We start from the raw sequence: 14,085 nt of genomic DNA, 5'->3' as shown, positions 1-14,085 counted from the left end.
CTCTTCTTCGCTCAGCCGCCGATCGCGTTCATGCCGCGCGCGGGCTGCAGGAACGAGGGGTCGTCGATCGCGTGCCCCGGCAGCTTGCCATGCACGCACGAACGCAGCAGTGCGGCGATCTCATCCGCGCGTTGCCCCGGCGCGGAGGCCGACTCTCCGCGCAGCAGCCCGGTCAGGTCGTACTCGGCGAGCGAGAACAGGCAGTTGCGCAGTTGCCCGTCGGCGGTCAGCCGCAGACGATCGCAGGCGCCGCAGAACGGGGCGGTGACCGAGGCGATCACGCCGACCTCGTGCGGCCCGCCGTCGATCCGCCACTTCTCGGCGGGAGCGCCACCGCGGCCCTCGACCGGCTCGAGGTGCCAGCGTTCTCCCAGCGAGGCGAGGATCTCCTCGCGCGTGACCATCGAGGCGCGGTCCCAGGTGTGCCCGGCGTCCAGCGGCATCTGCTCGATGAATCGGAGCTGAGCGCCCACGCCCATCGCGAACTCCACGAGATCGACCAGCTCGTCGTCGTTCACGCCGCGCATGGCGACCGCGTTCAGCTTGAGGGGACGGAGGGACGAGGCCGCAGCCGCCTCGATACCCGCGAACACGTCGTCGAGGCGGTCGCGGCGGGTGAGGTCGGCGAAGCGCTGGCGGTCGACCGTGTCGATGCTGATGTTGAGGCGTGTGAGCCCGGCATCGATCAGGGCCGGGAGCTTCTGGGCGAGGCTGATGCCGTTGGTGGTCATCGCCACCTCGACAGGGCCCTCCTCCCCCTCGATGCGGGAGATGCGCCGCACGACGTCGACGATGTCGGTGCGCAGCAGCGGTTCGCCGCCGGTGAGACGGAAGGTGCGGATGCCGAGAGCTGCGGCGACCTCCGCCACCTCGACGATCTCGTCGGTGGAGAGGATGCTCGTGCGGGCGAGCCACTCGTTGCCCTGCTCGGGCATGCAGTACGTGCAACGCAGCGAACAGCGATCGGTGAGGGAGATGCGCAGATCGCGATGCACACGGCCATGCGTGTCGACGAGACCTCCCGTGAGGCCGGCGGCATGAGATGCGGGCTCGGTGCGCGGCGCGCGCATGCCGATGACCACCGGCACGGCCGTCACGGTGCTCCCCCGCTCCCCGTCATGTTCCGAGACTAACCCCCGGAGCAGCGCGCGGGGGCGGCTCGGCGGCGACGACCGGCACATTGTCAGTGTTCCGCCCACGACCGCCCGGGGCGACGACTCAGCGCAGGGGAACGAACCGCACATGCTCGGGCTCGATCCGCAGCTGGACGGTCTCGCCGACGAGCAGTCCTGCGGCATCGGAGACAGAGAGGTCGACGACGCACGACCCGGTCTGCAGCCGGACGCCGGTGACCGTGGGTTCGAGCCGGTCGACCTCGGCGATCCATCCACCGCCGTCCGAGCCGTCGACCAACCGCACGTGCTCGGGGCGGAACACGGCGATCAGCGGCGTTCCATCGTCCTCGGCGAGCGCGCGCGAAGCGGGATCCGCGCTGGTCAGCCGCACCTCACCACCCCGCCACGCGCCCCCACTCGCGACGCCGACCAGGCGATTGACGCCGGCGATCGAGGCGACGAAGCCCGACGCGGGTGCCGACAGCACGTCGCGGACCGGCCCGCTCTGTGTGACCCGCCCCGACTCGACGACCAGGAGGCGCTCGGCCAACGCGACCGCATCAGCGGCATCGTGGGTGACCGCGATCGTGGTGACCCCGGCGAGCTGGTCGCGCAGCATCTGTCGGATCTCGCCCGCCGTCACCGGGTCGAGCGCCACCAGCGGTTCGTCGAGCAGCACCGCGCGCGGAGAGGCGGCGAGCGCCCTGGCGACGGCCACGCGCTGTCCTTCACCACCCGAGAGCTCACGCGGCATCCGGTCCCCGGATCCGGCGAGCCCGACGCGTGCGAGCCACTCATCGGCAGAGTCTCGCGCGGCACGGGCGTCCGTGCCTGCCGCCCGAGGGCCGAAGGCGACGTTCTCGCGGACGGACAGGTGCGGGAACAGACGCGCATCCTGGCCGAGCAGCACCACGCCGCGGTTCATCGGCGGCGTCCGCACCCGTGGTGAGGCGACGCGGTCGACGACCCGGCCGGCGACCTCGATCTCTCCCGCGCTCAGCGGCTCGAGGCCCGCGAGTGCCTGCAGCAGGGTCGATTTGCCCGCACCGCTGGGCCCCATGATGGCCATGGTCTCCCCCACCGCCACCTGCAGAGCGACGTCGACGGCGAAGTGCTCGCGATCGACCACGATGTGTGCGCGCAGCCCCGGTGCCTCGGCCCGGGTCTCCCTTCCCGTCATCGTGCGGCCCCCGGTCGCCAGCCGCGCACGAGAAGCAGCACGACGATGGCGGTCGCGAGCAGCAGCAGGGCGAGCGCGACCGCCGTGCCCTGCGAGACTCCCGCACCGTTGAACGCGGTGTAGATCGCGAGCGGCATCGTCTGGGTGACTCCCGGTCGATTGCCTGCGAACAGCGCCGTCGCACCGAATTCGCCGATCGCCCGCGCGAAGCACAGCACGACGCCTGCCACGATCCCCGGTGCCGCGAGCGGCAGGGTGATGCGGCGCAGGATCGTCCATCGTCCGGCTCCGAGGGCCGCGGCCGTGCGCTCGTGGTCCACGCCCGACGTGCGCACGGCACCCTCGACGGCCAGGACCAGGAAGGGCAGCGCGACGAAGGTCTGCGCCAGCACCACGGCGGGAGTGCTGAAGGAGAGGCCGAGCCCGCCGAACCACCCCGCACGTCCGAACAGATACAGCAGCGCGACGCCGCCCACCATCGGCGGCAGCACCAGCGGCACCGTGACGACGGCGCGGAGCACGGCGGCGAGCCGGGGGCCGGAACGGGCGATGTACAGCGCGAGCGGAACGCCGACGACGATGCAGAGCAGCGTGGCGACGAGGCCGGTGCCGAGCGAGAGGAGGAGAGCAGAGAGGGCTGCCTGCGACGTCACATCGGCCAGGAACGTCGACCACTGCACACGCGCGACGAGAGCGATCAACGGCAGGATCAGGAAGGCCAGACCGATCGCAGCGGGGATGGCGAGCGCCCGCGGAGCGTACCCTCGACCCCCTGCTGCACTCATGGGGCTCCGAAGCCGAAGTCCGCCAGGATCTTCTGTCCGGCGTCCGACAGCACGAACGCCACGAACGCATCAGCCGCCTCGGCGTTCGGCGCGTCCGAGAGCGCGGCGATCGGGTAATGGTTGACGACTTCGTCCGCACCATCGGGCACGACTGCCTCGACATCGGAACGCCCGATCACGTCAGTGGCGTACACGAGTCCGGCATCGGCCTCGGACGCGGCGACCTTCGTGAGCACCGCCGTCACGTTCTGCTCGAGGCTGGACGCATCGACCGTCACATCCGCGGCGGCGAGCAGCTTCGCGGAAGCGGCACCGCACGGCACCTCCGGTGCACACAGCACCGTGGTCACGTCGTCCAGATCGGCGAGCGTCTCGACGCCGCCCGGGTTCCCGGAAGGCACCGCGATGACGAGGGTGTTGGAGGCGAACAGCGTCGGATCCGCGGTGACGTCGGCGGCCTTGCCCATGTTCGCCTCGTCGGCCGAGGCGAACACATCGGCCGGTGCGCCTTCGAGGATCTGCGTGACCAGCGTGGATGAGCCGTCGTACACCGGGCTGAACCGCACCTCCGGATTCTCGGCGACGAACGCCTCGCCGATGGCATCGAAGGCGCCGCTGAGCGATGCGGCGGCGTAGACCGTGAGGTCTCCACTCAGGCTGCTCTGCTCGGTGGTGGCCGATGGCGACGGCGTGCTCCCTGCCGTGCTCGCACAGCCGCCCAGGGCGAGGACGGCGGCGGCGAGGACGAGGACGGTGGAGCGGCGGAGCGTGCGGTTCATGTCAGTCTTTCGGGACCTCGACGACGACCTGCGTCGCCTTGACGGATGCGGTGGCGAGTGAGCCCACCTCGAGCTGCAGATCGCGGGCCGCCTCGGCGGACATGAGCGAAACGACGCGATGCGGCCCTGACTGGATGTCGACCTGCGCCATCAGCCCGTCGATCTGCACGCGCGTCACGATGCCGAGGAAGCGATTGCGGGCGCTGGAGAGCACGCTCCCGGCATCCGTCTCCTCCGCGGCGAGCGCCTCGGCCCGTGCCGCGAGCGCGTCACCGGGGATCTCCGCCGGCGCCGCATCGGTGATCGGCAGCAATCCGTGCTCGATCCAGCGACGGACGGTGTCGTCGCTGACGCCGAGCAGTTGCGCGGCCCGGGCGATCCGATAGGTCTGCATGACAGGAATCTACCGCACGAGCGGAGAGATCAGGTCGATAGTTCCGATTCTGCGACACTCCGTCGTGTCCCCCGAATGGCCGATACCGCGCGGGCGGGTTCTCCGCCATGATGGCTCTCGATGACGGCGCCGAATCAACCACAGGACGGGCTGTCCGACTTCGCGGAGCTGATGGCCCGCGAACAGGAGTTCTCCACCCCTGACCGGATCCCCCCGGAGGTACGCAGACGGCGACGGCGCCGCGGCCTCGTCGCCACCGCCATCGTCGTCGTGCTGCTGCTTGCCGCGGCGGGCGGCTACGTCGGGTGGGCACTCACCGCTCCCGTGAGTCCGCCGGCGGTGTCGACGCAGATGCCGCAGGTCCCGGCAGCCGCTCCGGCATCGATCACCACGCCCCCGGCGGATGCCTCGGCGCTCAGCGTGGCGGGCGCTGACGTCTATCTCGGCGAAACGGCGAACGGCGTCTGGTCGTCGAGCGGCACGGGCGAGCCCCTGCCCATCGCGAGCATCACCAAGCTCATCACCGCCCTGGTCATCCTCGATGCCTCCCCGCTCGCCTCCGCCGACGACCCGGGTCCCACCATCACTTTCAGCAAGGCCGATCACGACCTCTACGACCGTTACTACGTCCTCGGGGCGACGATCGCACCCATGCCCACCGGCACCTCGATGTCGCTGCGCGATGCCCTGGCCGCCATGCTCATCCCCTCGGCCAGCAACTACGCCGATGCACTGTCCTCCCGGATCTTCGGGTCGCAGAACGCGTTCCTCGGCGCCACGCGAAACTGGCTCGCCGCCCACGGACTGACCGGCACGACGATCACCGAGCCCACGGGCATCAGTCCCCGCAACACCAGCACACCCACCGATCTCCTCGCGATCGGCAAACTCGCCGCGGCGAACCCCGTCATCGCCCAGATCGTGGCGACTCCGTCGATCACGCTTCCCGGCGCCGGCCTGCTCCACAACACCAACGGCCTCCTCGGGACGACGGGGATCACGGGATTGAAGACGGGCACGTTGGGCGAGGGCACCTACAGCCTGCTGTACACCGCGAGTCTGGCCGTCGGCACGGCCGAGCCGCTCGCAGTGACCGGGGTCGTACTCGGGGGAGCGTCGCGCGAGTCGGTCAACGCCGGTGTGCTCGCGGTGCTCGACAGCATCCGCGCCGGGTTCCACCAGGTGCCGGTCGCGTCGGCAGGGCAGAGGGTGGGCACGATCACGACACCCTGGGGAGACAGTGCCCAGCTGCTCATCGACGAGGACGCGACGATCTTCACCTGGTCGGACACACCGGTCGTCGTGACGATGGACATCAAGACCCCGCCGACCTATCGCGACGGCACGGAGGTGGGAACCGTCACCTGGACCGCCGGCCCGAACACCGTCACCGCTGCAGTCACGATCTCGGGCACCATCGACCAGCCGACGGAGTGGTGGCGGCTGACGCATCCCTCCGAGCTCGGTGCGATGACGGAGACCGAGGGCTGAAGACACAGTCGGCGGAGCGGGCATACGCTGAACCCATGCAGCCTCTCGTCGCCCCTGCCGCCGCGCTGGCACCGGAAGAACTCGTCCGCACTGCGCGGCATGCGGTCCTCACCGGCATCGGCGAGGAAGGCCAGCGCCGCCTGAGCGCGGCTCGTGTCACCGTCGTCGGCGCGGGCGGGCTCGGCTCCCCCGTGCTGCTCGCCCTCGCCGCCGCGGGGGTCGGCACGCTCACCGTGATCGACGACGACGTGGTGGAGCTCACCAACCTGCAGCGTCAGCTCGCCCATCGGGTGGAGGACATCGGTGTCGCGAAGACCGCATCCGCCGCGCGCGCGATCGCGTCTCTCGCCCCGCAGACCGTCGTGCACCCGGTGTTCGAACGCCTCGATAGCGCCAACGCCGAGCGGCTCCTCGCGGGCGCCGATCTCGTGGTCGACACGAGCGACTCGTTCGCGACCCGCCGGGATGTGGCCGCTGCGGCCGAGGAGCTCGGACTCCCGCTCGTGTGGGGTGCCGTGCAGGAGTGGCACGCGCAGGTCACTGTCTTCTGGTCGACCCCGCCGGAGGGAGAGTCGGTGGTGCTCGCGGACCTCTTCCCGCTGGGCACCGAGGGCGAGCCACCCAGCTGTGCCCAGGTCGGGGTGCTCGGGGCGCTGTGCGTGCAGGTGGGCGGGATGTTGGCCGGCGAGGTGATCAAGCTCGTCACCGGCGCCGGTGAACCGCTGCTCGGGCGGCTCGCGATGATCGATGCGCTGACCTCCCGGCAGCACGAGATCTCGATCCGCCCGGCATCCACAGCATCGGGGGTGTCGGCATGAGCGGCCGCCGCACGGTCGAGGAGCAGCTCTCCCGCGTGCTCGACGCGGTTCGCGTCGTCGAGCAGGTCACGCTCCCGGTGGCGGATGCCGCAGGACGCACACTCGCCGCACCCGCCGCGGCCGCCCACGACATCCCCCTGTTCGACAACTCCGCGATGGACGGGTTCGCGGTGCGCGGTGCGGACGTCGCGTCGGCCTCCGAGCAGAACCCGGTGACGCTGCGTGTGGTCGCCGACCTCCCTGCCGGCGTCGCCCTCGACCCGGCGCTCGGCCCTGGCGAAGCCGCCCGCATCATGACCGGTTCTCCCACGCCCACCGATGCCGACGTGGTCGTGCCTTTCGAGGACACGGCCGGTGGCCTCGCCGACTCCCTCGGAGAGGTGACGGTGCTGCGCGCCCCCGCCAGGCCCGGCGTGTTCGTACGCCGGCGCGGCGCCGACCTGCACGCAGGCGATGAGGTCGTGCACGCGGGTGAACGCCTCGGGCCCTTCCAGCTCGCCGCAGCGGTCGCCGCGGGCGTCGAGGCGGTCTCGGTCACCCGTGCGCCTCGCGTGGTCGTGGTGTCGACCGGAAGCGAACTGCTCGGACCGGGAGACGCACCGGTGCGCGGGCGCATCCCCGACTCGAACGGCCCCCTGCTCCAGCAGCTGGTCGCCGACGCCGACGCCGAGGTCGTTCTGGTCGCGCGCGTTCCCGACGAGCCCGAGGCCGTCGGAGCCGTCACCGCCGAAGCCATGGCCCTCGGCGCGGACGTGATCGTCTTCACCGGCGGCGTGAGCGCAGGCGCCTACGAGCCCGTGCGCGGGGCCTTCGACGGCGGCGGACAGGTCGAGTTCAGCGCGGTCGCGATGCAGCCGGGCAAGCCTCAGGCCTTCGGGGTGATCGAGGGCGGGTGCCTGGTGTTCGGCCTGCCGGGCAACCCCGTCAGCGTCGCCGTGTCGTTCGAGGTGTTCGTGCGACCCGCGCTGCTCGCGATGCAGGGACGGAGCGAGATCCACCGCCCGCATGCGCCGTTCACCGCGGATGCCTCGTGGACGCCTCCCCCTGGCCGCCGCCAGTATCTTCCCGCCGTCGTCGACCTCGCCGCGCGCACCGTGCGTCCGGCGACCGCGGGCGGATCGGGATCCCACCTCGCCGGAGGCCTCGCTCGCGCGCACGCGTTCGCGATCGTGCCGGCCGAGGTCGAGACGGTCGCCGTCGGCGACGTGATCGATGTCATGCTGGTCGGATGAGTTTCCCTCACCTCGACGCGGCCGGCCGCGCGCACATGGTCGACGTGACCGCGAAGCAGCCGACCGTCCGCACCGCCACCGCCCGCGGCTTCGTGCGCTGCAGCACCGATGTGATCGCCGCCCTGCGCGACGGGACGATGCCGAAGGGCGACGTGCTCGCCGTGGCACGCATCGCGGGTATCCAGGCGGCCAAGTCCACCCCTGCGCTGCTGCCGCTGGCACACGTGATCGGGGTGCACCGGGCGAGCGTCGACCTCGAGATCGTCGACGACGGCGTGCGCATCGAGGCCACGGTGGGCACCGCCGATCGCACCGGTGTGGAGATGGAGGCGCTCACCGCCGTGTCGGTCACCGCTCTGGCGGTCGTCGACATGATCAAGGGCATGGACCGCGCCGTGGTGATCGAGGACGTGCGCATCGTGGCGAAGTCGGGTGGGCGCTCCGGCGACTGGGTGCGTCCCGGCGAAGCATCTCCCGGAGAGACCCACGCCGATGGAGACGCCCGATGACTCGGGTGCGCTACTTCGCCGCGGCCGCGGAGGCTGCCGGTGTCGACTCCGAGGAGCGCGCCGAGACGACACTCGTCGCGCTACGCACCGCCGTGGTCGCCGAGCATCCGGCGCTGGCCGACATCCTTCCGCGCTGCGCCGTCATGGTCGATGGAGTGCGCAGCGACGACGACCTCGCCCTCGACGACGCCGAGCTCATCGACGTTCTCCCGCCCTTCGCCGGCGGCTGAGCGCACGCGACCTGCCGCGTCTGCTGGTCACATGCATGACCGGGGGACACCTGCTTGATCGCTGGGCGGCGTTTCCTCCGGCAGACGTCAAAAGCTCATGCAAGTGCCGCGACGGAGTCAGCCGCCGATGCCCTTCCACGACGAGGTCCCGTCGACCTCGAGCTGACGCTTCCACACGGGGAGGTCGCTCTTGATCGCCTCGATGACCGCTCGGCACACCTCGAACGCCTCGGCGCGGTGTTCGGAGGCGACCGCGATCACGACAGCCGCATCGCCCACATCGAGCCGCCCGATGCGATGACTCACCGCCACCTCGGCAGGGGCTTCGGATCCGGCCCCCGCTTCGGCGGCGATGCTTCGCAGCGCGGCTTCGGCATCGGGATGGGCGCTGTACTCCAGCCCGACGACCGGCGTCTCGGCATCCGGGTCGTTGTCGCGCACCCGGCCGACGAAGGTGGTCACCGCGCCGAGTCGAGGGTCTTCGACCGCGGCGAGGTGCGCGTCGAGGTCGAGGCGCTCCTCCGTCACCGCAGCGATTCGTACGTCGTTCATGAGTGGTCTCCGCCCTCCACCTGGTCCAGGATGTGCCCGGCGACGCCGAGCACCACGGGTACGCCGGAGGCCACGGCTCGCGTGGATCCGGGCAGGTTCACCACGAGCATCCCCGCGGGATCGACGACGCCGGCGAGACCGCGCGACAAGATCGAGAGCGGGGTGTCGGCGAGTCCGCTGCGACGCAGCTCCTCCGCGACCCCCGGGATCTCCCTGGTGATCACGCGCCGGGTGCCCTCCGGCGTCAGGTCGCGCGGCCCGACACCGGTACCGCCGGTGGTCACGACCAGGCGGATGCCACGGGCGACGGCTCTGCGCAGGGCGTCCGCCACCGAATCGATCCCGTCCGCCACGATCTCGGCGTCGGGGCAGTGCCATCCCGCGTCACGCAGCAACCCCACGGCGATCGGACCTCCCCGATCCTCACGCTCCCCCGAGAAGGATCGGTCGGAAACCGTGATCACGAGTGCGGGGAGCGGGCCCATGGCTCCCACCCTAGGCCCGCGAGGTCGGCTGTGCACCGGTCTCAGTTGACCCGGATGAGCGAACGCTGCCACCCCGACGAGCCGTTCGGAGCGATGGGGGCCCGTTCCTCGATCTGCAGATCGCCGTTCTTGTTGACCGCGCGCACGGCGACGTAGTGCGTGCCAGGGGTGGCATCCCACTCCATGAACCACTGCACCCACGTGTCGTCGTTGATCGGAGCCGACAGCGTCGCCGGCATCCAGTCACCGTTGTCGATGCTGACCTCGACGCGTTCGATCCCGACCGACTGGGCCCAGGCGACACCGGCGATCGGGATCTTGCCCGCCGCGACCGCCTCCCCGATCTTGGGGGTGTCGACGCGCGAGGCGAACTTGATCGGGGCCTCTGCGCTGTACCCGCGGGGCGTCCAATACGCCTCGTCCTTGGCGAAGGTCGTGACCTTCAGCTCGGTGAGCCACTTGGTCGCCGACACGTAGCCGTAGAGCCCTGGCACCACCATCCGCACCGGGAAGCCGTGCTCGAGGGGCAGCGGCTCTCCGTTCATGCCGACCGCCAGGATCGCATCGAGGTCGGGATCGGTGAGTGCCGAGAGCGGGGTGCTCGCGGTATAGCCGTCGACGCTGCGCGACAGCACCATGTCGGCACCGGACTTCACGCCGGCCTTCTTCAGCACGTCGCGCAACGGCACACCGAGCCACTTCGCATTGCCGACGAGCTCGCCACCGACCTCGTTCGACACGCAGGTGAGCGTGATCGCATACTCGTCGAGCCCCATGTCGAGGAGGTCCTGGAAGCTCATCTCCACGCGCTGGTCGACCATACCGTCGATCACGAGTCGCCAGGTGTCCGGGTCGATCGAGGGGACCGTGAGCGCGGTGTCGACGCGGTAGAAGTCCTTGTTGGGGGTGAAGAGCTTGCTGAGGCCCGGAATGTCGAGCTCGGCACCCTGCGGCACCGTGACCGTGGTCTTCGGGGTGGGGAGCTTGAGCGCGCTACGGATCGCCTCGACCGACGACACGGCCATGCTCACCGTCCGTGCCGTGATCCCCACGACCAGCGCGGATGCTCCGGCGAGCGCGGCGAGGACGAAGAATCGGCGTCGGTCGATGCCGGGTCGAGCGGGCTCGACATCCGCCGGCCCGACACCGCCGTCCTCCGGCTCGGCGATTACCGCGCCGGAGTCATGGGCACCGGCGGCTTGCGCCCCGGCGGTGCTGCCGGCTTCCGCCCCGGCGGTTCGGCCGGCTTCCCCGACGGCAGTGCGGGCGTCCCTCCACCCGCGCAGACGGCGGCTGAGGAGCACGAGGATGATCGACCCGGCGACGGTTCCGAGCACCGGAGGCAGGAAGGCCAGGGGCGACACGGCCGCCCTGGTCACGATGGCGGCGGTGGAGAGCACCCCGGCGACGACGAGTGCGATCACGCCGAGCGGCGGGCGCACGAACTGCAGGATGCCGGCGATCGCCGAGGCGATGAGCACAGCGAGCCCGAGTCCAGCCAGCAGAGCGATCTTGTCGTACTCGCCGAAGGTGGCGATCGCGAACTCCTTGAAGGGCTGCGGCACGATGTCGATCACGAACCCGCCGACCGCGAGGATCGGGCTGGCGGCACGCGCGAAGAGCAGCGCGAACAGCTCGGCCGTGGCGAGGAACACCCCGCCGCCGATCACACCGGCCAGGGCCGCCCAGACGAGGAACCTCTTGCCACTGCGGCGTTGCGCCATGATCGTCTCCTGTTCCACCGTCTCCGATGTGCTCCCCGCTTGTTCGGAGCGACGGCGAGATCGGATGTGACCGATCAGGAGTCGGTGTCCGCCGGTCAGAGACGACGCACGGTGATGGCCTCGCGTCCCTGGAACTGGCGCAGGGTGCGCATGCACCTCGAGCACAGGAGCTCGACGCGACGCGGGTGGCCCTCGCCGCACACGCAGTCCACGGTGACACGCCACTTGGCCTTGCGTCCGCACGGCTGGTAGCCGTCATCGTCGCCGTGGTCGCACTCGCATCGCTGCGACCCACGATCGATGCCGGGGAGGTCGTCGACGTCGAGTCGCTCGTCGACGGCGCGACCATCGTCGACGGACACGGCTTCCTGCGTTCTCACCACCTGCCGATGCTCCCAGGGCCGCCCCGTGGGCGCAACAGCGTCGCGCGCGGGCGCGCCCCGGTCAGACTCCGACGACGCGGGGACTGGAGGGTGCGTCCGGGGTGGACGTCGGAGCCGGAGGCGGCGGGGGCGCGAGCTGGCGCTGCGGCACCCCGTGCGCCTCACGGTGCAGGCGCTCCATGCGGCTGTCGAGCTCCGACGCCGCTTCCGCCGCATCAGAGAGGCTGTCGACGAGGTGCGAGGGCACCTGGTTGGAGAACTTGTAGTAGATCTTGTGCTCGAGGCTCGCCCAGAAGTCCATGGCTATCGTGCGGAACTGCACCTCGACCGGCACCGAGAGCGCACCTGTCGACAGGAAGACGGGCACCTCGATGATCGCGTGCAGGCTCTTGTAGCCGTTGGCCTTCGGGTGGGCGATGTAGTCCTTGACCGTGCGCACGGTGACATCGTCCTGTGCGGTGAGCAGGTCGAACAGCCGGTACACGTCGGCGACGAAGCTGCAGGTCACCCGCACGCCGGCGATGTCGGTGATGTCGGCACGGATACGGTCGAAGTCGGGCTCGTCGATGCCCTTCCTGGCAAGCTTCTCGACGATGCTGTCGGGCGACTTCAGACGGCTCTTCACGTGCTCGATCGGGTTGTACGCGTGGTCGTGCGTGAACTCGTCTCGCAGGATCGAGATCTTCGTCTCGACCTCGCGCATCCCGAACTCGTACTCGCGCAGGAACCGCTGCAGCTCGTCGCGCAGCTCGCGGGCCTGGTTGATCGTGTCCTCGGTGACGTGAACGGTCGTCATGTCCTCGACGTTACGGCTTCGTGATCGGAAACCGCTGTGGATCCCCGATGTCCCTACGGTTCTCAAACGGGTTGACGCGGCCTCGACCACGGCCTAGAACGGAGCACATGACGACAGCAGGCGAGGACTGGACCAGGGCCTACATCGAGGCGTGGAAGTCGAACGATCCGGAACGGATCGGGGCGCTCTTCACGCATGACGCCCGATACCTCACGAGTCCCGATTCGGAGCCGCGCGTCGGGCGCGAGGCGATCGTGTCGGGGTGGATCGAAGACGGCGATGAACCGGGGGCCTGGACGTTCGAGTGGGAGGTCCTCCACGAGGTCGACGGCTTCGTGGTCGTCCAGGGGCGCACGGAATACCCGGCCGAACGCGACTACCTCAACCTCTGGATCATCCGGCTCGCACCCGACGGGCGTGCGACCGAGTTCACCGAGTGGTACATGCCACGCCCCCACGCAGAGAGTTGAGCGCGCGCACGCCGAACCACCGGTGCGTCATGCGTCGCGCGACGGGGAAGCGGAGGCGGGCGCGATCGGCGCAGAGCCCGCGGCATCCGCTCGCGCGTCGACGAGGTGCTGTCCGGAGGCGATGCCGGGAAGCCCGCGACCGTCGCGCGTCGTGAACGGCAGCACGATCGCGGCGAGGAACAGTACGGCCGCCGCGAAACCGAAGAACCCGCCGGGCAGCTGCAGCGCGCTGATTCCGCCGATGCCGCCCGCCCAGCGCAGGAGCCGCGCGAACGGTGCGGGCAGGCGCGATCCCGCGTATCGGAGCTGCACCGCGATGTCGCCGACCGAGCGCCCGCTGATCAGGATCAGCGCCAGGAACAGAGCCGAAGGGGCGATGGTGGCGGCGGCGGATGCGAGGGTGCCGTCGAGCACCGCAGCGCGATCGTCCACGACGAACTCCAGCCACACCTGCACGGTCACACCGGCCGCCATGCTCAGGAACCCGTAGGCGAGGAAGTCGCACAGCATCACGAGCAGGCGACGCCCGCGGGTGACCGGACGGGGAAGATCGGCGTCCGGGCTCGCCTTCGCACCGCGCAGCGACCGCGGGACGAGGATCGCCACGATGCAGCCGATGACCGCACCCAGGGTATTCGTCATGAGGTCGCCCACATCGAAGAAGCGATACGCGCACGGGTAGACGCCCCACACCCCGGTCAACTGCGTCGTCTCGACCAGCAGCGACAGGCCGAAACCGGCGGCGAGCGCAGTCACCACGCCGCGCCCCGCGAGCACGCGGACGAAGAAGCCGAGCGGGACGAACAGCAGCACGTTGAACACCAGCTGGAGCAGTGCCGGCTGACGAAGGGGGTTGCCCGGCGCCGCGAAGGCCTTCTGCACATCCCGCACGACCGACATCGAATCGGTGATCGCCCCGACGCAGCGGATCGTGTCGGGGTCGGGCAACGGGAGCAGGGTGTAGGTCCAGATGGCCCAGAAGTAGATCAGCGCGGCGAGCCACAGCACGGTGCGACCGAGGCCGAGACGTCCGCGGCGGCGATAGCTGATCGCCACGAAGGGCACGAACAGGAGGATGCCGAAAGCCACCCCTATCGCGATCGCGATGAATCCGAGCAGCACCTGATCTTCCACCGCGTGCC

At 70.3% G+C, this 14,085-nt stretch carries 17 protein-coding genes; 6 read left to right on the top strand and 11 right to left on the bottom strand.

Going from position 1 to position 14,085, the window contains the following annotated elements:
• Positions 1-11: 11 nt before the first annotated feature.
• From moaA to ABRP18_RS02205, 5 genes are all read right to left on the bottom strand, one after another.
• Positions 12-1,097: a GTP 3',8-cyclase MoaA gene (gene moaA / locus ABRP18_RS02225; protein ID WP_374168962.1), complete on the bottom strand. Its 1,086-nt coding sequence runs from the start codon at positions 1,095-1,097 to the stop codon at positions 12-14.
• Positions 1,098-1,218: 121 nt separating this feature from the next.
• On the bottom strand, positions 1,219-2,295 hold the full coding sequence (locus ABRP18_RS02220; protein ID WP_179516303.1) for an ABC transporter ATP-binding protein: 1,077 nt from the start codon (positions 2,293-2,295) through the stop codon (positions 1,219-1,221).
• Entirely contained in the window at positions 2,292-3,080 is a 789-nt protein-coding gene (gene modB, locus ABRP18_RS02215) for a molybdate ABC transporter permease subunit (protein ID WP_179516302.1), read from the bottom strand. Before modB ends, ABRP18_RS02220 begins: the two co-directional genes overlap by 4 nt.
• Complete coding sequence (gene modA, locus ABRP18_RS02210) at positions 3,077-3,859, bottom strand: molybdate ABC transporter substrate-binding protein (protein WP_349885447.1); 783 nt, start codon at positions 3,857-3,859, stop codon at positions 3,077-3,079. Before modA ends, modB begins: the two co-directional genes overlap by 4 nt.
• Before the next feature lies 1 nt (position 3,860).
• Positions 3,861-4,253 carry a TOBE domain-containing protein gene (locus ABRP18_RS02205; protein WP_349885446.1) on the bottom strand — a complete coding sequence of 131 codons (393 nt, stop codon included), beginning with the start codon at positions 4,251-4,253 and terminating at the stop codon, positions 3,861-3,863.
• 120 nt (positions 4,254-4,373) lie between these two features.
• On the opposite strand from ABRP18_RS02205, the gene ABRP18_RS02200 reads away from it, so the two are divergent.
• Genes ABRP18_RS02200 through ABRP18_RS02180 form a run of 5 tightly spaced genes read left to right on the top strand, consistent with a single transcriptional unit; the run spans position 4,374 to position 8,533 of the window.
• On the top strand, positions 4,374-5,744 hold the full coding sequence (locus ABRP18_RS02200) for a D-alanyl-D-alanine carboxypeptidase (protein ID WP_349885445.1): 1,371 nt from the start codon (positions 4,374-4,376) through the stop codon (positions 5,742-5,744).
• A gap of 35 nt (positions 5,745-5,779) precedes the next feature.
• Entirely contained in the window at positions 5,780-6,562 is a 783-nt protein-coding gene (locus ABRP18_RS02195; protein WP_058632001.1) for a HesA/MoeB/ThiF family protein, read from the top strand.
• Positions 6,559-7,794 carry a gephyrin-like molybdotransferase Glp gene (glp, locus tag ABRP18_RS02190; RefSeq protein WP_349885444.1) on the top strand — a complete coding sequence of 412 codons (1,236 nt, stop codon included), beginning with the start codon at positions 6,559-6,561 and terminating at the stop codon, positions 7,792-7,794. Before ABRP18_RS02195 ends, glp begins: the two co-directional genes overlap by 4 nt.
• Positions 7,791-8,303, top strand: a complete 513-nt coding sequence (gene moaC / locus ABRP18_RS02185) for a cyclic pyranopterin monophosphate synthase MoaC (protein WP_046746789.1) — start codon at positions 7,791-7,793, stop codon at positions 8,301-8,303. Before glp ends, moaC begins: the two co-directional genes overlap by 4 nt.
• Complete coding sequence (locus ABRP18_RS02180; RefSeq protein WP_046746788.1) at positions 8,300-8,533, top strand: MoaD/ThiS family protein; 234 nt, start codon at positions 8,300-8,302, stop codon at positions 8,531-8,533. Before moaC ends, ABRP18_RS02180 begins: the two co-directional genes overlap by 4 nt.
• A 117-nt stretch (positions 8,534-8,650) precedes the next feature.
• On the opposite strand, the gene ABRP18_RS02175 is transcribed toward ABRP18_RS02180, so the two are convergent.
• From ABRP18_RS02175 to ABRP18_RS02155, 5 genes are all read right to left on the bottom strand, one after another.
• Positions 8,651-9,085, bottom strand: coding sequence for a molybdenum cofactor biosynthesis protein MoaE (locus ABRP18_RS02175; RefSeq protein WP_349885443.1), 435 nt, complete (start codon positions 9,083-9,085; stop codon positions 8,651-8,653).
• A complete protein-coding gene (locus tag ABRP18_RS02170) occupies positions 9,082-9,570 on the bottom strand; it encodes a molybdenum cofactor biosynthesis protein B (protein ID WP_193762438.1) in 489 nt (162 codons plus the stop codon). The genes ABRP18_RS02175 and ABRP18_RS02170 overlap by 4 nt, the downstream gene beginning before the upstream one ends.
• A gap of 41 nt (positions 9,571-9,611) precedes the next feature.
• The gene (locus ABRP18_RS02165) at positions 9,612-11,294 is read right to left on the bottom strand and encodes a molybdopterin-dependent oxidoreductase (protein WP_193762437.1); all 1,683 of its coding nucleotides are present in this window, start codon (positions 11,292-11,294) and stop codon (positions 9,612-9,614) included.
• A gap of 95 nt (positions 11,295-11,389) precedes the next feature.
• On the bottom strand, positions 11,390-11,677 hold the full coding sequence (locus ABRP18_RS02160) for a hypothetical protein (RefSeq protein WP_349885442.1): 288 nt from the start codon (positions 11,675-11,677) through the stop codon (positions 11,390-11,392).
• A gap of 61 nt (positions 11,678-11,738) precedes the next feature.
• A complete protein-coding gene (locus ABRP18_RS02155; protein WP_046746784.1) occupies positions 11,739-12,473 on the bottom strand; it encodes a GTP pyrophosphokinase family protein in 735 nt (244 codons plus the stop codon).
• A gap of 107 nt (positions 12,474-12,580) precedes the next feature.
• On the opposite strand from ABRP18_RS02155, the gene ABRP18_RS02150 reads away from it, so the two are divergent.
• The gene (locus ABRP18_RS02150; protein WP_193762435.1) at positions 12,581-12,943 is read left to right on the top strand and encodes a nuclear transport factor 2 family protein; all 363 of its coding nucleotides are present in this window, start codon (positions 12,581-12,583) and stop codon (positions 12,941-12,943) included.
• Between the two features lie 27 nt (positions 12,944-12,970).
• Here ABRP18_RS02150 and ABRP18_RS02145 read toward each other — a convergent pair whose 3' ends face one another.
• The gene (locus tag ABRP18_RS02145) at positions 12,971-14,077 is read right to left on the bottom strand and encodes a VanZ family protein (protein WP_349885441.1); all 1,107 of its coding nucleotides are present in this window, start codon (positions 14,075-14,077) and stop codon (positions 12,971-12,973) included.
• Positions 14,078-14,085 lie beyond the last annotated feature (8 nt).

The sequence above is a fragment of the Microbacterium sp. WHRI 7836 genome (assembly GCF_040223885.2).
Classification (GTDB): Bacteria; Actinomycetota; Actinomycetes; order Actinomycetales; family Microbacteriaceae; genus Microbacterium; species Microbacterium oxydans.
The sequence above is the reverse complement of the archived record's forward strand: the minus strand, read 5'-3'. Positions and strand labels throughout refer to the sequence as shown.

Coding starts and splice junctions, on each gene's coding strand:
- ABRP18_RS02220 (WP_179516303.1), bottom strand. CDS start 2,295: ATGACGGGAAGGGAGACCCGGGCCGAGGCACCGGGGCTGCGCGCACAC.
- modB (WP_179516302.1), bottom strand. CDS start 3,080: ATGAGTGCAGCAGGGGGTCGAGGGTACGCTCCGCGGGCGCTCGCCATC.
- modA (WP_349885447.1), bottom strand. CDS start 3,859: ATGAACCGCACGCTCCGCCGCTCCACCGTCCTCGTCCTCGCCGCCGCC.
- ABRP18_RS02205 (WP_349885446.1), bottom strand. CDS start 4,253: ATGCAGACCTATCGGATCGCCCGGGCCGCGCAACTGCTCGGCGTCAGC.
- ABRP18_RS02200 (WP_349885445.1), top strand. CDS start 4,374: ATGACGGCGCCGAATCAACCACAGGACGGGCTGTCCGACTTCGCGGAG.
- ABRP18_RS02195 (WP_058632001.1), top strand. CDS start 5,780: ATGCAGCCTCTCGTCGCCCCTGCCGCCGCGCTGGCACCGGAAGAACTC.
- glp (WP_349885444.1), top strand. CDS start 6,559: ATGAGCGGCCGCCGCACGGTCGAGGAGCAGCTCTCCCGCGTGCTCGAC.
- moaC (WP_046746789.1), top strand. CDS start 7,791: ATGAGTTTCCCTCACCTCGACGCGGCCGGCCGCGCGCACATGGTCGAC.
- ABRP18_RS02180 (WP_046746788.1), top strand. CDS start 8,300: ATGACTCGGGTGCGCTACTTCGCCGCGGCCGCGGAGGCTGCCGGTGTC.
- ABRP18_RS02175 (WP_349885443.1), bottom strand. CDS start 9,085: ATGAACGACGTACGAATCGCTGCGGTGACGGAGGAGCGCCTCGACCTC.
- ABRP18_RS02170 (WP_193762438.1), bottom strand. CDS start 9,570: ATGGGCCCGCTCCCCGCACTCGTGATCACGGTTTCCGACCGATCCTTC.
- ABRP18_RS02165 (WP_193762437.1), bottom strand. CDS start 11,294: ATGGCGCAACGCCGCAGTGGCAAGAGGTTCCTCGTCTGGGCGGCCCTG.
- ABRP18_RS02155 (WP_046746784.1), bottom strand. CDS start 12,473: ATGACGACCGTTCACGTCACCGAGGACACGATCAACCAGGCCCGCGAG.
- ABRP18_RS02150 (WP_193762435.1), top strand. CDS start 12,581: ATGACGACAGCAGGCGAGGACTGGACCAGGGCCTACATCGAGGCGTGG.